This window comes from Myxococcus eversor, from assembly GCF_010894455.1.
Classification (GTDB): Bacteria; Myxococcota; Myxococcia; order Myxococcales; family Myxococcaceae; genus Myxococcus; species Myxococcus eversor.
Map to the genome: position 1 here is coordinate 123471 of NZ_JAAIXY010000009.1, position 19402 is coordinate 142872.

General features: G+C 68.9%; 15 protein-coding genes. 13 read left to right on the forward strand and 2 right to left on the reverse strand.

From position 1 onward, the window contains the following. Nucleotides 1–7: 7 nt before the first annotated feature. A complete protein-coding gene (locus tag G4D83_RS19750; protein ID WP_163866347.1) occupies nucleotides 8–874 on the reverse strand; it encodes a 50S ribosomal protein L11 methyltransferase in 867 nt (288 codons plus the stop codon). Between the two features lie 40 nt (nucleotides 875–914). Here G4D83_RS19750 and G4D83_RS19755 point away from each other — a divergent pair, with 40 nt between their 5' ends. Together G4D83_RS19755 and G4D83_RS19760 are read left to right on the forward strand one after the other, a co-directional pair. Beyond that, complete coding sequence (locus G4D83_RS19755; RefSeq protein WP_163866348.1) at nucleotides 915–1277, forward strand: hypothetical protein; 363 nt, start codon at nucleotides 915–917, stop codon at nucleotides 1275–1277. After that, a complete protein-coding gene (locus tag G4D83_RS19760) occupies nucleotides 1274–2251 on the forward strand; it encodes a hypothetical protein (protein WP_205522665.1) in 978 nt (325 codons plus the stop codon). The genes G4D83_RS19755 and G4D83_RS19760 overlap by 4 nt, the downstream gene beginning before the upstream one ends. Before the next feature lie 176 nt (nucleotides 2252–2427). Here the strand turns inward: G4D83_RS19760 and G4D83_RS19765 are convergent, their stop codons facing one another. After that, entirely contained in the window at nucleotides 2428–5028 is a 2601-nt protein-coding gene (locus G4D83_RS19765; protein ID WP_163866349.1) for a M16 family metallopeptidase, read from the reverse strand. A gap of 195 nt (nucleotides 5029–5223) precedes the next feature. Here G4D83_RS19765 and G4D83_RS19770 point away from each other — a divergent pair, with 195 nt between their 5' ends. The 11 genes from G4D83_RS19770 to G4D83_RS19820 all read left to right on the forward strand — a co-directional run bounded on the left by G4D83_RS19770 (nucleotide 5224) and on the right by G4D83_RS19820 (nucleotide 19398). Continuing rightward, a complete protein-coding gene (locus G4D83_RS19770; RefSeq protein ID WP_163866350.1) occupies nucleotides 5224–8034 on the forward strand; it encodes a plectin 1 isoform 8 in 2811 nt (936 codons plus the stop codon). Nucleotides 8035–8047: 13 nt separating this feature from the next. Continuing rightward, a complete protein-coding gene (gene hemW / locus G4D83_RS19775; RefSeq protein WP_163866351.1) occupies nucleotides 8048–9253 on the forward strand; it encodes a radical SAM family heme chaperone HemW in 1206 nt (401 codons plus the stop codon). A gap of 33 nt (nucleotides 9254–9286) precedes the next feature. Next, a complete protein-coding gene (locus tag G4D83_RS19780; protein WP_240356432.1) occupies nucleotides 9287–10111 on the forward strand; it encodes a hypothetical protein in 825 nt (274 codons plus the stop codon). A gap of 140 nt (nucleotides 10112–10251) precedes the next feature. Continuing rightward, nucleotides 10252–11793 carry a DUF4388 domain-containing protein gene (locus G4D83_RS19785; protein WP_163866352.1) on the forward strand — a complete coding sequence of 514 codons (1542 nt, stop codon included), beginning with the start codon at nucleotides 10252–10254 and terminating at the stop codon, nucleotides 11791–11793. Nucleotides 11794–12089: 296 nt separating this feature from the next. Further along, nucleotides 12090–12878, forward strand: coding sequence for a TadE/TadG family type IV pilus assembly protein (locus G4D83_RS19790; RefSeq protein WP_163866353.1), 789 nt, complete (start codon nucleotides 12090–12092; stop codon nucleotides 12876–12878). After that, on the forward strand, nucleotides 12854–14416 hold the full coding sequence (locus G4D83_RS19795) for a hypothetical protein (RefSeq protein WP_163866354.1): 1563 nt from the start codon (nucleotides 12854–12856) through the stop codon (nucleotides 14414–14416). The genes G4D83_RS19790 and G4D83_RS19795 overlap by 25 nt, the downstream gene beginning before the upstream one ends. Then, nucleotides 14413–15543: a hypothetical protein gene (locus tag G4D83_RS19800; RefSeq protein ID WP_176435750.1), complete on the forward strand. Its 1131-nt coding sequence runs from the start codon at nucleotides 14413–14415 to the stop codon at nucleotides 15541–15543. The genes G4D83_RS19795 and G4D83_RS19800 overlap by 4 nt, the downstream gene beginning before the upstream one ends. Continuing rightward, complete coding sequence (locus G4D83_RS19805) at nucleotides 15543–16397, forward strand: hypothetical protein (RefSeq protein WP_163866356.1); 855 nt, start codon at nucleotides 15543–15545, stop codon at nucleotides 16395–16397. The genes G4D83_RS19800 and G4D83_RS19805 overlap by 1 nt, the downstream gene beginning before the upstream one ends. Nucleotides 16398–16420: 23 nt before the next feature. Beyond that, entirely contained in the window at nucleotides 16421–16609 is a 189-nt protein-coding gene (locus tag G4D83_RS19810) for a hypothetical protein (RefSeq protein ID WP_163866566.1), read from the forward strand. A 435-nt stretch (nucleotides 16610–17044) separates the two neighbouring features. Next, nucleotides 17045–17857 (forward strand): TadE/TadG family type IV pilus assembly protein, encoded by an 813-nt coding sequence (locus G4D83_RS19815; RefSeq protein WP_163866357.1) that lies wholly within the window; start codon nucleotides 17045–17047, stop codon nucleotides 17855–17857. Continuing rightward, on the forward strand, nucleotides 17854–19398 hold the full coding sequence (locus G4D83_RS19820) for a hypothetical protein (RefSeq protein ID WP_338041932.1): 1545 nt from the start codon (nucleotides 17854–17856) through the stop codon (nucleotides 19396–19398). The genes G4D83_RS19815 and G4D83_RS19820 overlap by 4 nt, the downstream gene beginning before the upstream one ends. Nucleotides 19399–19402 lie beyond the last annotated feature (4 nt).

Below are 19402 nucleotides of genomic sequence, written 5' to 3' on the forward strand. Positions count from 1 at the left end.
CGGCACCTCAGCGCTTCAGGTCGATGCGAACCCACTCGCCCTGCGTCGCGCCGGGCAGCACGGTGAAGCCGAGGTTGCGATAGGCCGCCTCCACGTCCGCGCGCTGATGCGACAGCACGCCCGCGAGCACCAGGTGGCTCTTCGCCTTGGGCGCGATGAGGGGCGCCAGCTCGATGAGCGTGTTGGCGAGGATGTTGGCCAGCACCAGGTCGAAGGTGCCCTCCACCGCCGTCAGCTCCTTGCCGGACACGTCGATGTCGGGCGTGCCGTTGTCCGCCAGGTTCTCCTGGGCCAGCTCCACCGACGTCGGGTCATTGTCCGTGGCGACGACGCGCCCGGCGCCCAGCTTCTTCGCGGCGATGGCGAGCACGCCCGTGCCGGTGCCCACGTCCAGGACGCTGGCGCCCGGATGGTCGGCCATGAACGCATCCACCGCCGCCAGACACAGCGACGTCGTGGGGTGGTCACCCGTGCCGAAGGCCATCTTCGGCTCAATCACCAGCCGCACCGCCGCGGCGGGGGCGTTGCCCACGTCCCACGGCGGCCCCACCCACAGCCGGCCCACGTGCACGGACTTGATGAGCGACTTCCACTCGTTGCTCCAGTCCTGCTGGGGCTGCTCGTCCAGGGTGAGGCGGGAGGCGGGGTAGGACTCGGACACCTCGTCGCGGGCGGCTTCGGCCGTCTCGCGGTCCTCGAAGTAGGCGATGATGATGTTCTCGCCCGCCTGCGGTGCCTTCACGCCGGGCATGGTGGGAGTCTCCCGGTCTCGTACCTCGAGGCCGAGCGCACCGGACTCGTGGAGGAGGTCCTGTACGGCCTCGGACGCTTCCTCGGGCAACTCCACGGTGAGTGACAGATAGGTCTGGGACATGCGGGCCCTTTTACCGCGCCGTGCGTAGCGTGGGAGCGCCGTGAGATACCTGTTCATCTTGTGGCCCGTGGCCTGGCTGACCGCCTGCTCCGGCCCCGAAGCGCCCGACGCAGCGGTTTGTCGGGATGTCGTCACCCGTCTCTGCCAGACGTCGGCCTGTCCCGGCGTGGCCGAGCAGCTCCCGCCGGGCCTGGACTGTGAGGCGACCCTGCTGGAGCGGACCGGCTGCGGCGCGGAGGAGTTCACCTTCTCCTCGCCCTCGCGGGAGCGCGTCCTGGACTGCCGGGAGCCGCTCATCCGGGTGGGGACCACCACGGAGCGCCCGCCGTCGTGTGAGGACACGCGCCAGTTCCTCGTGGACTGTCCGGACGTGACGGCCTTTTTCAGGGGGGAGGAGCCATGAAGCGGTGGGTGGCGTCGGTGTTGGTGCTGGCGGTGGGGTGCACGCCCATGGACATGGAGCGGCGCACCGAGCGCGGGCCCGTCCTGCGGACCTACCTCCAGGAGTCGCAGTTGGGGGAGCGCATGCCGTTCGCGCGCACGGCGGTGAACTGGCCCCAGCTCACCCTGCGCTTCTCCACGGCGGACATCTGCCGCACGGAGCAGCATGCCGAGTACGCCGAGGACATCATCACCACCCGCTCCGTCCCGGGCGCGGCGGGGGCGGTGAGCTCGGGGGGCGTTCTCACGGCGGTGGGCGGTTTCCTGGTGCTGGGGCGCACGCTCTTCTCCAACTCGCCGGACCGCGATGGCATCGACCGCGAGGGCCACTACGGCGCCTCCAGTCGGAAGGTGGCGACGACGTGGGGTGTGGTGCTGCTGTCGGTGGGTTTGCCCGCGCTGGTGGCGGGCATCGTGCAACTCCACCGGGGCGGCGAGACGAAGGAGACGCGCAAGGCGGATGAGATGCTGGCCCTGCGTGAGGTGCCTTGTCAGCCACAGCCCGCGGACGGAGTGGTGGAGCTGGCGGGCGGCAATGGCCCTCCGCCCGAGCCGCGCGCCACGGTGAATGGGACGCTGGTGCTGAGCGCCGAGGAGGCGCGGAGCCTGAGCTTCAAGGGGCTGCTGTTGGATGGCGCACCTGTGTTGCTCCAGGACGAGGACCTCTCGCGGATGGAGACCTTCCGGACCTGTGCCCAGTTGCTGGCGGCGCCGGTGGACCCGGAGGCGCTGGCTCGTGAGGCCAAGACACATCCGAACCAGCTGCGCACGAAGCGGGAGTTGGTCCGGGCCTGCACGACGCTGCCGGGAGCGCCCGCCGGTCCGTTGCTGGAGGCCATCGACTCCGCGCTGGCGGGGGGCATGGCGCCGGAGGCGAGTCCGACACCGCCGACACCACCGACTCCGCCCACGCCACCGTCAGGTGCCGAGCTCTGACTCGACGTCCATCGTGATGCTCACCGGTCAGAGTCCCAGGCCGTTCCAGCCTTCGGCGTTGTAGACCTTGAACAAGGGCCACCGGCGTGAAGCTCACACTCGTGTAGCCCCTGCGCCTCTCATGATTGGAAGAACGGCGAGCGCCTTCCTATCGGCGCCCGCCAATCCCTCTCACCTCACGGCCCGACGACGGTGAGCACGCTCTTGTCGAAGTCGATGACCTGGCGCGCCACCTCGACGACCTGCTCCGACGTCACCGCGTCGATGTGCTTCGCGTAGTGCAGGAAGTTGTCCAGGTTCAGCCCATAGAGGGTGTCCATGGCCATCATCCCCGCGCGCGCGCCGTTTCGCTGGAGCGCGATTTCGTGCGTGCCGATGAGGTTCTGCTTCGCCCGCGCCAGCTCCTCCGCGGGGATGGGCTCGTCGCGGATGCGCTTGAGCTCCGCGCGAATCCCCTCCAGCGCCGCGTCCACCTTCTCCGGACTCGTGCCCATGTACACCGCGAAGTAGCCCGGCTCGATGCCCTCCACGCCGAAGCTGCTCACGCTGTACGCCATGGAGCGCTTGTCCCGCAGCTCCACGAAGAGCCGCCCGCCCTGACCGGACAGCACGCCGGACAGCGCCTCCAACGCGTGGCGCTCCGGGTCGTTGATGCGCAGCCCCCGGAAGCCCATCACCAGGTGCGACTGCGCCTTGGCCAGCACGCGCTTCTCCTGGCGCGCGGCCTCCGGCGGAGCCTCGGGGAGCACCTTCGGCGCGGCGGCGGCCTTGCCTCGCGAAGTACCGAAGTACTCCCGCGCCAGCGCGAGCACCTCGTCCACCTTCACGTCACCCACCACGGTCAGTGTGAGCTGCGACGGGTCCATGTAGCGCGCGTGGTAGGCGAGCAGCGCCTCGGGCCCCAGGGCCTCCACCGACTCCTTCTCCCCGAGCGTCGGCAGCCGGTACGGATGCGTCTTGAACAACGTCCGGTTGAACAAATCGAACGCGAGACCGGACGGCTTGTCCTCCCGGGTGAGGATGTCCTGGAGCATCAGCGCGCGCTCGCGGGCCACCTCCACCTCGGGGAACGAGGGGTTGGACAGCGTGTCCGCGAACAGCCGGAACGCCGACTCGAAGTGACGCGAGAGGAACTCACCCCGCAGGTTCACCGAGTTGCGTCCGCTCATTCCTCCCATGCTGCCGGCGTAGATGTCGACGAGCTGCGAAATCTCCTCGGCGTCCCGCGTCGGCGTGCCTCGCGTGAGGCTGCGCGCCAGCAGTGTGGTGAGGCCGTTGTCGGCGGACGTCTCGTAGCGCAGGCCGCCCATGAAGGCCGCGCGCATCGCGAACAGCGGCACCGCGGGCTCCACGCGCACCATGATGGTGGCGCCCGAGGGCAGCTTCTCCGTGATGATTTCGCTGGGACCCTTCGTCTTGGCGCCCAGCCGCAGCGAAGGCTCACCCACGGAGACCTTGTTCGCCTTGCGCTCCGGAGGCGCGGCGACGGGCCCGCGCTCCACCCGGTCCAACACCGCGTGGACCTGCTCCTCCGTGAAGCTCGTGCCGTGCGGCAACAGCCCGGTGATGGTGGCGCGGTCGAAGCGCAGGTACTTCTCCGCCGCCGCGCGCAACTGCTCCGGCGTGAGCGAACGGATGCCCTCGTAGTAGCGCGCCTCCGCCTCCAGGCTGCCCATGCCGGACTGGTAGAAGCCCATCTTCCGGGCGATGCCCTGCACCGTCTCGCGCTGGTAGACGGCCTCCGCCTCCAAGAGCGCCTTCGCCGTGGACAGCTCGTCCGCGGACACCGGCGTCACGCGCAGCGTGGCCAGCGCCTTCGAGGACTCCTCCAGCGCCTTCTCCAGATTCCCCGGCTGCAGCGTCATCGACATCGAGAACAGGCCCGGGTCCTGCGGCGTGTAGGAGAACGCGTGGATGTCGTTGACCAGGTTGTGCTTGCGCTTCACCTCGCGCGTCAGGCGGGAGGCGTCACCCTGGCCCACAATCATCGCCAGCACGTCCAGCGCGGGCGTGTCCGGGTGCGAGGCCTGGGGGATGGGGAAGGCCAGGTGCAGCCAGGCCTCCTTCACCTCGTCCGGGCGCAAGAGCACGCGGCGGCCGGTGGGCGCGGGCTCCTGGGGGCGCTTCGCGGCGCCCTCGTACGGACGGCCCCAGTCCCCGCCGAAAATCTCGTCCACCCACCCGCGCAGCTCCGCCTCGCTCAAGTCTCCCGAGACGGCGAGCACCAGGTTCTGGGGCGTGTAGTAGCGGTGGTAGAACTCGAGCACCTTCTCCCGCGTGAAGCTGCGCACGCTCTCCGCCGTGCCCAGGACGGGGAGCCGGTACGGATGCGTCTGGAACACGGTGGAGAACAAGTCGCGAGACGCGCGCCGGGAGGGCGTGTCCTGGCTGCGCTTGATTTCCTCGCACACCACCTCGATTTCGCGCGCCAGCTCGTCGGCGTCGAAGGCGGAGCGGCGCACCGCGTCCCCGAGGATGTCCAGGCCCGTCTTGGCGAACTGGCTGGCGATGACGATGTGGTAGACCGTCTGGTCGTAGGACGTCCAGGCGTTGATTTCGCCGCCATGGGCCTCCACGTCCCGGGCGATTTCGCCGGGGCCGCGTCGCTCGGTGCCCTTGAACAGCATGTGCTCGTGCAGGTGGGCCAGGCCCGCCTGGTCGGGGCGCTCGTCGGCGCTGCCGACCTTGACCCAGACCTGGAATGCCGCGACCTTGGCGGCGTGGTTTTCGTCGAAGACGACGGTGAGCCCGTTGGGTAGCGCGTAGCGGATGGCCATATAGGAGCGTCCGAAGCTGGCACTCGCCCCCCTGGAGGGCAAGGCGAGGTGTGATGTTTCCCCCACTGGCTAACGCCCAGGGGCCCTCACGTCGAGGGGTCCTTGCCGCCTCCCTGTGTCCGGAAGGCGGAACCGACCTCTCTCGTCACGCGTCCCTGGCAGGCAGCGCCGCCGGGCGGTAACCTGCGGATGCCCATGCCGTCACCTCCGGAAGAGGTGGATCCGCTCGCGGACCTGCGCGACAGCCTGGACCTGGAGGACACTGGCGTCCAAGCGGCCCCCCCCGCCCCCACCGCCGCTGCCCCCTCCAGGCCCCAGCCCAAGCCCCCGCCCTCGGCGCCACCGCCCGCTGCTCCACCTCCTCTGCCCCCTCGCCGTCCGGCAGCGTCTCCGGTCTCCGCGCCGGTGGGCACGGGCGCGCCCAGGCCCGCGGCCACCCCGGCCCCCATCGGCGGGGCCCCCGCGTCCTCGGTGTCGAGGGCGGTGCGGGTGCCCGGCAATGACCCCTTCAACGAGGTGGCCGAGCCCCGGATGCCCATGGGGGGCTCGCCGGAGGAGAAGCTGGAGTATTTCCGGACCGTCGTCCGCCAGAAGACGGAGACCCTGGCCCGCGCCCGCACGCTGTACGCGGAGCGCGACGGCGAGGTGAACGGGCTGAAGCAGTCGCTCACCCAGCTTCGCAAGGAGGCGGCGGAGGCGAAGGCGCAGCTCCTGGCGGTGAAGGACTCGCCCGCGAAGCTGGTGCAGACGTCGGAGGCGCTGTCGGGCGCGGAGAAGCGCGCCGCGGAGGCCGAGGCGAAGCTCGCCGCCCTGGAGGCGGAGCTGGCCGCGGTGGAGGCGGACCGCAAGGACCTGTCGCGCGCGCTGGCGGAGGTGGAGTCGGAAGTCCCCCGGCTGTCGGCGGAGCTCCAGGAGGAGCGCGAGTCTCGGGGCGCGGTGGCCGAGGAGTTGGTGGGCGCCAAGGAGGCGCTGTCGCTGGCGCAGGACCGCGTGGCGGAGCTGGCGGCGGAGAAGTCCGAGTCGCAGGGCGCGCTGGAGGCCGTCCAGGAGCAGTACCAGCAAGTCGTCGCGGACGTGGAGCGGCTGGGCGGCGAGCTGGAGGTGATGACGGGCGAGCGGGACTCGCTGGGCCTGCGCGCGGGACAGCTGGAGACGGCGCTCGCGGAGGCGCAGGGCGCGCTGAGCGCGGTGGAGAGCGAGAGCGACTGGTCCAAGAGCTCGCTGGAGGAAGCGCAGGGGCGCGCGCAGACGCTGGAGCAGGAGCGGGACGAGGCGCGCCGTCAGCTCGCGGTGATGGAGGAGGGGCTGCGCGCGCTCCAGGGCCAGACGGCCGAGCTGGAGAAGGCGCTGGCGTTGAAGGACGCCGAGATTGTCGGGCTGCGCGCGGCCCTCACCGCGCGGACCACCGAGGCGGCGGAGCTGCCCGTGCTGCGGCAGGCGCTGGAGGGCCGCACGGCGGAGCTGGCTCGGCTGACGTCGCGCCTGGAGGCGGAAGGCGCGCGCGCGGCGGAGCGGACGCAGGCGCTGGAGGAAGGGCTTTCGCAGGCGGGTGAGAGGGCGGCGGTGGCGGAAGGGGAGGCGGCGGCGCTGAAGGAGGCGCTGGAGGCGCTCGAAGTCGAGCAGGTGGCGCTGCGCGACAGGATGGAGGCGGACGCGGCGGCGCTGGGTGAGGCGGCGCACCAGGCCGAGGCGAAGGTGGGCGAGCTGACGGCGGCGGTGGAGGCCGCGCAGGTCGAGTACGAGGCGCTGAAGAAGCAGCTGGGCGTGGCGGAGATGAAGGCGGCGACGACGGACGCCGAGCGCGTGGGACTGGCCGCGCGCGTGTCCATGCTGGAGACCGCCTCCGGGCAGCGCGAGGCGGAGCTGGCGCGGGTGCAGGGCGTGCTGGCGCAGTCGAAGGAAGAGCTGTCGCTGGAGCGCGTGCGTCGCGAGGCGGCGGAGGCGGAGCGCGCGGACGCGCAGGTGCGGGCGGCGGAAGAAGAGGCGCGCGCGGACGCGCTGGCGGAAGGGAAGGGCGGCACCGAGGCGGAGCTGGCGGAGCTTCGCGATGAACTGGAGGCCACTCGCTCGGAGGCGGACAAGGCGGAGCGGCTCCAGCAGCGCTTGAAGATGCTGGAGGGCGCGCTGGAGGCGGCCAAGGCGGAGGCCAGCAAGGCGGCGCAGGCGGCCCAGGCCGCGCAGGCCAGCAATCAGAAGGAGGCCGAAGCGAAGCTCGCGCAGGTCGAGGCCGCGCAGGCGAGCGCGCTGAAGGATGCCGCCGAGAAGCTGGCGCAGGCCGAGGCCGCGCAGGCGAAGCTCAAGGACCTCGAAGCGAAGCTCTCCCAGGCCGAGGCGACGCAAGCGGGCGCGCTGAAGGATGCCGCGGCGAAGCTGTCGCAGGCCGAGGCAGCGCAAGCGGGGAAGCTCAAGGACCTCGAAGCGAAGCTCTCCCAGACCGAGGCCTCGCACGCGAGCAAGCTCAAGGAGGCCGCGGACAAGCTCGCGAAGGCGGAGGCTGCCCAGGCCGCGAAGGTCAAGGACCTGGAGACAAAGCTCTCCCAGACCGAAGCGACGCAGGCGGGCAAGCTCAAGGACGCGGATGCCGCGCGGTCCGCGACGGAAGCGAAGCTGTCCCAGTCCGAGTCCGCGCAGGCGAGCAAGCTGAAGGACCTGGAGTCCAAGCTCGCGAAGGCGGAGGCCGCGCTGGAGGAGTCGCGCGGCGCGAAGGCGAAGGACGCGGACACGGCTCGCGCGGCGGTAGAGGCGAAGCTGACGCGCGCGGAGTCCTCGCTCAAGGCCGAGCAGGAGGCCCGCGTAGCGGCGGAGGCGAAGCTGTCGAAACTGGAGCAGGCGGGCGGGAAGCCGGCTGCCGCGTCCACCGACTGGGAGGCCGAGCGCGAGGGACTCAAGGCGGATGCCGCGAACCTGAAGCGGAAGCTGATGGCGGCCGAGACGGCGCTCGAAGCGGCGGCTGGCTACAAGGCGAAAATCGCGAAGCTCGAAGCGCAATTGAAGGGCCGGAAGTAAAGGTTTGCCCCTCATGCCGTTCGACGCACCAGTGGACCCGCTCACGGGGATGGCCGCGGCCCGCTTCGGGCTGTACCTGCATTTCCCCTACTGCCTCGCGAAGTGCCCGTACTGCGACTTCGCGGTGGCGGTCGCGAAGCAGGTGCCCGAGGAGCGCTATGCGAGCGCCGTGCTCTCGGAATTGGACGCACGGCTCGCGGTGTCACCCGCGCTGCGCTCGAAGCCGCTGGAGTCCATCTTCCTGGGCGGCGGCACACCCTCGCTGTGGCACCCCCGCTACGTGGCCCGCGTGCTGGAGGGCATCGCCGCGAGGATGACGGTGTCGTCCGGCGTGGAACTCTCGCTGGAGGGCAATCCCGAGCGCGCGGACGCGGAGCGCTTCGCGGGCTATCGAGCGGCGGGGGTGAACCGGCTGTCATTGGGCGTGCAGTCCTTCCAGCCGGAGACGCTCAAGGCGCTCGGGCGCGCGCACGACGCGGCGCAGGTGGAGCTCGCCGTGGAGCTGGCCCGGCGGGCGGGCTTCCCGGTGGTGTCCATGGACTTCATCTACGGCGTGCACGGACAGAGCGTCGCGCAGGTGGAGGAGGACGCGCGGCGGGCGGTGGCGCTCGCGCCGGAGCACCTGTCCACGTATGCGCTGACGGTGGAGCGCGAGGTGCTCGCGGAGGACACGCCCTTGTCCAAGCGCCTCAAGCGCGGCGAGCTGGAGCTGCCCTCCGACGACGACGTGGTGGAGATGGCGCGCGTGGTGCGCGAGGTGTATGGCGCGGCGGGCCTGCGACGCTATGAAGTGTCCAACCACGCACGCGAGGGCTTCAGCTCGCGGCACAACGCGCTCTATTGGACGGGTGGCGAGTACCTGGCGCTGGGCGTGGGCGCCACGGGCATGTTGCTGACGCCCGAGCCCTCGCGCTACGTCAACCTGCGCAGCCCGGAGAAGTACCTGGGCGAGGTGGAGGCGGGCCGCCTGCCAGAGGAGGGGCGGGAGGCGCTGGGGACCCAGGAGCTGTTCGCGGAGCGGCTGGCGATGGGGCTGCGGCTGGTGTCGGGCGTGGACTGGGAAGCGGTGTGTGAGCGGTACGGGCAGTCGGTGGAGGCGCGGCGGGCGGAGGTGGCGAGGCTGGTGGAGCACGGCTTCGCGACGCTTAAGGGGGGACGACTGGCCTTGACGGAAAAGGGCGCGGACGTGCACAGCGCCGTCTGCGCGCGGCTGCTCTAGGCAGCGGCCCGCGCGAGGGACTTCGAGGAGCTTATGAGCAAGTGGATGCTGTGGATGTTCCTGACCCTGCTGACGGGCAGCCCGCTCTTGTCGCTGGGCCTGGTCATCGTCTTCATCTTCGTGGCGGACCGCTTCACGTGGCGGCTGTTGCCCAGCCCGGTGCGGATGTTCAAGCGCTTCCAGCGCGCGGGCGAACTGGCGGGGACCATCCTCACCAACCCCCACGAGCGACGCGCGCGCCACGAGCTGGCGGACATCCGCGTGGAGCAGAAGCGGTACGACGAGGCCGTCGACATCCTCAAGCCCAACCTGGAGGCGGGCGACGAGGACGTGGACACCCTGTACCTGCTCGGCGTGGCGTACCTGGGCGCGAAGGATGCGCGGCGCGGGGAGCTGCTCCTGGACGAGGCGGCGAAGCTGGACCCCGACTTCCGTCAGGGCGCCATCGACCTGGAGCGAGGCCGCTTCCGGCTGAAGCGCGGCGAAGTGAAGGGCGCGATTGAATCACTGGAGCGCTTCTGCGCGACGCGGCTGGGCTCGGTGGAGGGCCGCTACTTGCTGGCGAGCGCGCTGGCGAAGGACGGTCGCTCGGCGGACGCGAAGCGGATGCGAGAGCTGGCGTGGGGCGAGTACGTGGCGGCGCCGGGCTTCCAGCGTCGCCGCGAGCGCCGGTGGGCATGGCTGTCGCGACCTGGTCGACCGCTCACCTACGCGGTGCTGCTCGCGCTGGTGCTGGGGACCGGCGCGGCGGTGGCGAACCAGGTGGGCCTGTTCGCCTCGCGCTCGCACGGCGGCAGTGTCCGCGGCTACGACCGGTATCCGCCCGCGGACACCGAGGCGTACGAGTACCTGGAGTAGCGCGGGTGGCCCGGTGCCCGCTCTGGGTGAATCCAGACCACGCCGCCGGGCTCCTTCCCGCTGTTCAAAGCGCTCGGTGAAAGAGCGTAGGCTTCGAGCGCCCCCTCTTCTCGTGTCCACCGACAGCCGAGGCCCGCTCCATGTTTCCCACCCCGTCGCAGGTGCTTCGCCAGCGCGAGGGATTGCTCGCCGACACGCCCTTCCCCCTGCTGCTCCAGGCGCTGATGGTGGAGGAGCGCACGTGCACGCTGGAGCTGAAGGTGCGGCAGCGTGAGAAGCGCATCGTCTTCGAGGAAGGCTCGCCGGTGGCGTGCCAGTCCAACCTGCTGCACGAGACGCTCGGCAAATATCTGGTGGAGAAGGGCCGGCTGACCGAGGCCGACTACCAGAAGTCGCTGGGGGAGAGCGTGTCCACGGGCATGCAGATGGGCGGGCTCCTGGTGCAGAAGGGGCTCATCAGCCCCTTCGATTTGTACAAGCAGCTCCAGGCGAACCTGGCCCACAAGCTGCTCGATTGCTTCCGATGGGTGGATGCGAAGTACCGCCTCATCGCGGACGCGGAGACGCCGGACGCAAGCGTCCGCACCAACCCCGCACAGCTCATCCTGACGGGCGTGGAAGGGGTGATGCCCTTCGACGCGGTGGCCACCCACTTCACCTTCACGGACGAGCGCAGATTCGGGCAGATGCCCGGCGTGGAGTCCGGCCCCAAGCTGTCGTCCAAGGACGCGCGGCTGCTGCAACAGCTCCGGCAGCGCCCCACCTTCAACGAGCTCCAGGAGCGCACGGGCTTCGACACGGAGACGGTGCTGCGGCGGCTCTACGCGCTGTGCCTCCTGGGCGTGGCGGGCTTCGTGGAGGACGTGGACACGAAGGCGGCGGAGCTGGCCTCGCGCGTGGTGCCGGTGCCCGTGGCGCCGCCCCCGGAGCCCGTGGCCCCGGAGCCGGTGGCCGCGCGGGGCACGCCGTTCTCCGACGAGGACGTGGCCACGCGAGACGCCCTGGTGACGGCCTTCCTCGCGCACCGGAGCAAGGACCCGTTCGCCCTGCTGGAGGTCCCCGAGGACGTGCAGCCCCTGCCGCTGCGCCGGGCCTTCCTCGCGTGGGCGGAGCGCTACTCGCCCTTGCGCTTCCAGACACCCGAGCTGAAGGAGAAGGCGGAGGCGCTGCTGGCGGCGTACGCGAAGGCCTACGGCGTGCTGTCGGACGCGGAGCAGAATCTCTTGTGGCGCAAGCGCCGCGCGGCGCACCGGGAGAAGGAGCGGGCCAGCACGGGCCGTCCCACCACCGCCGAGCAGTTCCGCATCCGCACCGACCTGCTGGATGCGACCACCCAGTTCGACGAAGCCCGGCGCAGGCTCGTCGCGAAGAACTACGCGGGCGCCTTCGAGTACTTCGAATACGCCTGCGACATCGAGCCCAAGCCGCTGCATCACGCCTGGCGCGCGTGGGCCCGCTACCTCATGAAGCCAGAGGCCCACGGTCGCCTGGCGCTCCAGGAGCTGCAGGAAGTCGTCCGTCAGGAGCCGGGCCTGGAGGAAGGCTGGGGGTTTCTGGGCGAGGTGGCCCAGGGCGAGAGCCAGTGGGCCCTGGCGGACGAGTCCTTCCGCAAGGCGTTCAAGCTCAACCCCAAGAACCGCCACTACGTGGAGCTCATCCAGGAGATTGCCCGGCGCCGCTGAACCCAAGGCCCGGGGCTCGCTCCTCTGCCTGCCTTGATCCGCATGGCTCCGCGCGTCACTTGCTTTTGCAACTCCTGAGAGTTTCCGGGGGCGCCCCATCGGTCATCTGGCCGGTGGAGTCTTTCACGCGCGGATTTTTTCCCTGGGAGAGGGATGCTGGGTACAGACAACGGGGAATCGCGAGATTTTCGTCCCAGCGCGGGAAACATTAGGACCCTGATTCGCGAGATCAGATTGTCAGTGTAACTTTGGGTGCTCGGGGCGTGGAATCCCCTGGCGCCAATTCACGAGGCTGGATGCGCTCCCTCACCACAGCGACCCAATCAGGCCAGGCCGCGGTGGAGTCCGCCATCGTCCTGCCGCTCTTCGTGTTCCTCATCCTGGGCACGCTGCAGCTCGGGCTGATGCACCAGGCGCGGCTGTTGACGAAGTACGCCGCGTACAAGGCGGTCCGGGCCGGCTCGCTCCACAACGCCAAGGTGGAGACGATGGAGGCCGCCGCGCTCGCGGTGCTGCTGCCCATCCTCAGCAGCCGCGCGGGTGGCGCGGGCGGCATCGAGTACACCCGCCCGGTGGGCAGCGCGCAGGACTTCGAGACCAAGTTCAACGAGCTGAAGAGCAACGAGATGCCCGGGGTGAACCTCAAGTACGCCGAGGTCACCGTCTGCGGGCCGACGCAGGAGGAGGTCTCCGGCAGCGGGGAGTTCGACTTCGACGACCCGGCGAACATCCACCCGGACGGCTGGAAGGAGAACCACCGCACCAAGCTGCGCATCCAGCTCACGCTCAACTACCGGCTGCTGATTCCCTTCGCGGACTGGGTCATCTACCAGGCCGCGCGTGGCCGGGAGATGCCCATGCTGATGCGCATGGGGAAGGTGAAGGCGGAGGAGCAGTCCAAGGTGTCCACCCGCAAGTTCGGGGGCGCCGCCACAGGCGAGGGCCCCTACGAGAGCGCCGCCGGGCAGGGCATCTACATCATGCCCATCCGCGCCACGTACACCATGCGGATGCAGTCCAATCTCTATCTCGGCGCCAACGCCCTGCCCGCGAGCAACGCATGCATGTTCCCGTTCTCCTACTGAGCCGGACGCGCCGCCGCATCCAGCGAGGCCAGGCCATCGTCCTGGGCTCGCTGTCGTTCCTGGTGCTGGCGCTGATGGTGACGCTGAGCTTCAACCTGAGCCACGCGCTGCGCCAGAAGATGAGCCTGCAGCAGCACAGCGACACCCTGTCGTTCTCCATGGCCGTCCTGGAGGCGCGCGCGCTCAACTACTACGCGGTGAGCAACCGGGCCATCGCCACCTCCTACGTGGCGATGAACAGCCTCCACGCGTACATGTCCGCCGCCAGCCTCACCGGGCAGATCATGCGGGCCTCCTCCAAGAACTTCACCATCATCGCCGTGCAGGAGATGGTGCTGTGCATCGCCTGCGAGTTCATGTGCGACCACTGCGAGCACGCGGTGGAGGCGTTTCAAATCTCCAGCGACTTCAGCGACTCGGGGGACGACTACGACGACAAGGTCTCCGCCTTCGAGTCGAACTTCAACACCGCCATGGAGGGCCTGGACCTGATGGTGGACAACATCCACAAGGCCCAGAGCTCCGTGCATGAGCAGACGCTGAAGGCGGTGAAGGACGGCAAGAGCCACGGTCTGGGCCAGCTCAAGGACTACACCGCGCCCAACGCGAGCGAGTTGAACTCGTCGGTGGGCTCCATCAACGCCAACGAGTTCAACTGCGCCGTGGATGGCATGGAGTGCCAGGGCAGCGAGGCGAACACCTCTCCGGAGGCCCGCGCGCGGGTGATGACTGAGATTGCCAACGCGACGCGCTCCGGCTGGCCGGCGACCCGCAAGAGCCCGGGTGGGATGTCCATGAACATGCCCAAGTACCTCAACTCCCAGTTCTTCCAGGAGCTGGAGGACATCCCCGGGGAGGGCACGAAAATCATCTCCGGCACCAAGGGCACCGCGAAGACGGTGAACAGCAAGGGCCAGCTCACCTCGGGAGGCCGGAGCGGCGGCAACGACGGCGCCATGATTGCCGCGCAGGACGAGGGCCGCATCTTCCACCAGTGGAAGGACGGCCTCATGACGAACAGCTTCAAGTCGGAGGTCTGGAGCGACGACGGCGGCGGCGGCCACGAGAATGACGGCGCGCACTCCGGCCAGCACCGGTTCGAGGGCGTCAATGTCCGCGCGCTCACCGGCTGCGCGGGCTCCGGCAACTGCTTCATGAAGTTCCGCGCCAACCCGGACCCGGACCGCGACTGGGGTCAGCCGCGCGTCTACAGCTACGTGTCCATGCCCTTCCGCGTGGGTGACACCAAGCGGGCGCCCTGGGAGCTGAACTCGTCGGCGCAGGTGAAGCTCACCCACGGTCAGCAGGGGGATGGCACCCTCACCGTCGCGGCGACGGAGGGCATGGCCATGTCCAAGTCGCTCGTCTACTACCACCGCTTCGGCGAGGACGGCTGGAAGGAAGCCCCCAACCTCTTCGCGCCGTACTGGCGCGCCAAGCTGCACCCCTTCACCAAGGGGGACGCGCAATCGGTGTTGGATGCCGCGGGCAACTCGGAGGCGGCGCAGATGTCGCAGGTCGAGGGGGTGGCGCTGTGAAGACTTCCGGACATCGAGCCGCCAGGGGCGCCGCCGCCGTGGAGACGGCGCTGTGCATGTTGGTCATCATCCCGGTGTTCATGTACGCGCTCTTCCTGGATGACCTGCTGAGGCACACGCTGGACTCGCAGGAGACGGCCCTGTCCACTGTCTGGGATTACGCCGTGCAGGACTATCCGACCAAGCCGAAGAACCCTCCCCCCGAGGGCGGCGCGGAGGAGCCCTTCTACGGCTTCAATGGCGCGCAGTACTACGCGCGGCTCCAGTACTGCGACCACGAGTCGGGCCTGGACAGCTTCGGTCCCGGCAAGGGCCCCGAGTGCGAGAATGACGAGGGCCACCACGCGGAGGTGTCCGCGCATGCGTGCTGGCTCAACCCGGGAGCGCAGCAGGTGCAGTGCACGCTGAACCAGGCGGACCCCAATGGCGGTGGTGGTGGCGGTCCCGCGGGCGCGTACAACGTGGACCTGCACCAGTCGTACATGGACCAGTTCGGCAAGGGCGGCGTCATCCGCTGCTCGGCGCGCCTGGGCGTGCAGAACTACCTGTTGCCCAAGTCCTTCCTCCAGGACTTCAGCCAGGTGGGCCTGGCGCGGCAGACGAAGAAGCGCGGTGCCGGCATCCACACCAACGCGCAGGGGGGCGACTTGCAGGACGACCCGCGCGGGCTCGAGGGCGACGTCTACCTCTTGCCCTGGGAGCGCATCGCCATCGTCACGGACACGTGGGCGCTCACCAAGGTGGCGAACACGGAGCCGGGGAAGGCGGACGGCGACGAGGAGGGCCTCTACGTGCGCCTGGCGCAGATCTACAAGAACGAGGACAACTCCGGGTACACCCAGATGACCTCGGCCGCCGAGGCGTTTGTCAGCGCGGCCACGCAGGAGGTGCTCAGCAGCGACATCCGCCTGGACGACATGCCGCCCGGCGATGACCCGCGCGAGCCCAGCCTCTCGGTCAAACCCTTCCCGTCGAGCGGTGGGCCGGTGCAGCAACTGCAGCAGAACGGCGGGAGCGCCAGCTACTTCAACAGCGAGTGGAAGGACTGGGACAAGGACAACAACGAGGCCACGCACAACGCCCGAGGGAACAACTACCTGGGCTGTGCCCAGGCGGAGCAGTGCTGATGCCTCGTGCCTCGAGCCTGGTCATCCGCGTGCCCGCGTTGCTGTTCTCCGTGGCCGTGGTGGGCTCGTTGATTGGCTTTGCCTGGGAGGGCGCCGTCTACGGACGGCGCGACGTCACGGAGGAGTGGTCTCCTCCGCCTTCGCTCGATGACGCGCCTCCCACGAAGCCCTCGGGGAGCCGCTCGCCCGCGGAGGAAGCGGCGCTGAAGCGCGCGCTGGTGCACTTCCCGGCGTATCCCAAGGCGAGCCGCGCGGAGCTGCTCGCCGTGGACTACCTGGGCCCCGACGTGCCCATCGCCGTGGCGTGGTTCTCCACGACGGACACGCCGGAGCAGGTGCTGTCCCACTACCGGCAGGTGCTGTTGGACAACGGGCTGCCGGTGCTCGGGGAGCGCCATGGGGAGAACGGGGGCTGGGTGGGGTACTGGAGCCCGGCCACGGAGGAGATGCGGCTGGTCTCCGTGCTGGCGCAGGGTGGAGAGACGCTGGGCTTCGTGTCGGCGGGGCAGGTGGCGCCGCTGTTGAAGCGGGCCTCGCGCGTGCCGCCGTGGATTCCGCTGCCGCCCGAGCTGAGCGAGCCGGTGACGCTCTCGTTCGCGCTGGAGGGAGCCTCGCACCACGTCGTCTCCGGCCAGCTTCCGGAGGCGGCTCCCTCCGCCGTTGGTGAGCGGTACCGGGCCCTGCTGGTGGAGAAGGGCTGGGACGTGGGGGCGGTGGAGCCGGTGGATGCGAATGGCATCGCGTTCGAGTTGATGAAGGGCACCACGCTGGGACGGGCCACCTTGCGCACGCGGGCGGAGGAGCACGGCGTCGAGCTTCAGCTCTCGCTGCTCCAGCGAGGGGCGGCGCCGTGAATGACGACAGGAAGGATGCGGCGATGGCGAAGTCACCCCGGAGGCTGGGGCTTGCTCGGGTGCGCGGTCAGTCGATGGTGGAGTACGCCGTCGTCACGGCGGCGCTGATGGGCTTCACGGTGATGGGCTGGCCGTTCCTGGTGCAGTTGCTCAACGCGCTCCAGCGGTACTTCGGCTCCATCTACTACGTCATCCAGTCCCCGATTCCGTAGGGGCGCAGGACGGCTCCCGGCGAAGCCGGGACCGCGGGCCCCGTGAGCAGGTTCGTGCGGGTTTCCGCACGTGAGCACCGGGCCCGTGTTTCCTCGTAGGTGTTTTCCTTTAGACATCCTGTTGTTTGTTCCGGCGCGTGAGCCGCACGCCTGACTGCTCCACGTGCGAGCGGGCTCTCGTGCGGGCCCGCGCGCCTCCTGGGGGTGTCTGGTGTCTGTCATCTCTACATGTCGTGGGTTTCCGCCATGGGCCGTGGCTGTATTTGTTTGATGTCCGTGAGGGCAGGCAGCCAGGTGTGGCTTTGTGGCGAAGGCAACGCCTTGCCGGGAATGTTTGCCATTCGTGTGTACGGGGCAACATTGCGGGTTTGGAATGGAAGTTTTGAGTCCCGGGGATTTTGAGGGTCTCCATGTGGGCGTGGTAGTGATTGGTGTATGCGATGTCGCCTCTGCTTCCACCTCGCAAGGGCCCAGTCAGGACAGGTCGCGGTGGAGACCGCGATTGTCCTGCCGCTCTTCGTCTTCCTCATCCTGGGCATCCTGCAGTTGGGGCTGATGCACCAGGCCCGGCTGCTGACGAAGTACGCCGCCTACAAAGCGGTGCGGGCCGGCTCCATCCACAACGCGAGCGTGAAGGAGATGGAGAAGGCGGCGGTCGCCGTACTCCTGCCGGTGCTGGCCAAGCGCTCCTCCGGGTCAGACGGCATCGAGTACGTCCGCCCGGTGAGCAGCGGGCAGGAATTCACAACGAAGTGGAATGAGATGATGGGCAACGAGATGGGGGACACGGACTTGAAGTACGCCGAGGTCACCATCTGCGGGCCGACGAAGAAGGAGGTGGGAGGCAGCGGCGGTGAGCTGGACTTCGATGACCCGGACAACGCGGCTTCCGAGGACTGGAAGGGGAGCCATCGCACCAAGCTGCGTGTGCAGGTGACGTTCAACTACCGGCTCATCATCCCGTTCGCGGACTGGGTCATCTTCCAGTCCACGCGTGCTCGCGACCTGCCGATGTTGATGCGGATGAAGGTGCGCGACGAAGACCGCAGAGCGGAAGCTCCCCGCAGATTCGGCAGTGCCTCCACGGGCGAAGGTCCGTATGACGCCGCCGCCTCCAAGCGCATCTACATCGCGCCCATCCGCGCCACGTACACCATGCGGATGCAGTCGAATCTCTATCTCAACACCGACGACCTACCTGAGAGCAACGAATGTCTCCTCCCGTTCTCCTACAAGAAATCGCCTTGAGGCGTCGGTTCGCTCGCCGCTCCCAGCGGGGCCAGGCCATTGTCCTGGGCTCGTTGTCCTTCCTGGTGCTCGCGCTGATGGTGACGCTGAGCTTCAACCTGAGCCACGCGCTGCGCCGGAAGATGACCCTCCAGCAGCACGGCGATGCCATGTCGTTCTCCATGGGGGTGTTGGAGGCACGCGCGCTCAACTACTACGCGGTCACCAACCGGGCCATCGCGGGCTCCTACGTGGCGATGAACAGCCTGCACGCGTACATGGCGGCGGCGACCATCACCGGTGAGATGCTGCGGTCAGGGGAGACGAACTTCACACAAATCGCCGTCACGGAAGGACTCAGGTGCGTCGCTTGCCGGGGGATGTGCTCTTGTTGCAAGCACGCGATTGAAGCCGGGAAGGTCGCGAGCAAGTTCGGGAAGACCGCCAAGATGTATGACCGGGATGTGAGGGGCCTGGAGGGGAACTTCAGGACCGCCATGCAGGGGCTGGACCTCATGGTGGACAACGTCCACACCTCGCAACGGGGCGTCCACGACAAGACCGTGCAGGCGGTGAAGGACGGTTCGAGCCATGGCCTGTCCCAACTCAAGAGCGAGGCCGCGCCTGAAGTGAGCGACTTGTCTTCGGGAGTGGGGGCGCTCAATGCCAACGAGTTCAACTGCGCCGTGGATGGGATGCAGTGCCAGGGCAGTGTGGCGAACTCCGCACCCGAGGCCCGTGCACGTGTCATGACGGAGATTGGCAATGCGAGTCGTTCGGGGTGGCCCGCGAACCGCAACGGCAGCGGGATGCCTCCGAAGCAACTTCACCCTCAATTCCTCAAGGAGTTCATGGACATCCCCGGCAACAAGGGGACGTATTCCATCCTGGGACACAAAGGCTCGTCCAAGACGGTGCAGAGCAAGAGCAAGATCTATGAAGGCGGGCAGAAGGGCGGCAACCAGGGGTCCACCGTGGCCGCCACGGAGTCGGGGAGGCTCGCGCAGCTGACGTGGGAGGACGCCATCCCCCCGATTCCCTCGGGCTACGAGGCCTTCATCTGGAGCGACTCCAACGGTGGGAGGCACTCGGTCAATGGGGCGCACCAGGGCCAGCACCGCTTCGAGGGCACCAATGCGAAGGCGCTCACGGCGTGCGCGGGCTCGGGCAACTGCTTCATGAAGTACCGCGCCAACCCGGATGCCGGACGGGACTGGGGCCAGCCGCGCGTCTACAGCTACTACACGATGAAGCTGAACGTGGGGGACCCGAAGAAGGCTCCGTGGGAGCTCAACAACTCCCGGAGCGTGAAGTTCGAACACGGCGCCCAGGGCTCCGGGAGCCTGACGTTGTCCGCCGCCGATGGCATGAGCCTGTCGAAGTCCCTGGTCTACTACCACCGCTTCAAGCAGGGCGGCTGGTCCGAGCCCCCCAACCTCTTCGCACCCTACTGGCGCGTGAAGCTGCATCCCTTCAAGCCCGATGAGGCGAAGAAGGTGCTGGAGGAAGCGGGCAACTCCGACGCGGCCACCATCGCCGAGGCACCGGGGGTGTCACTGTGAAAGC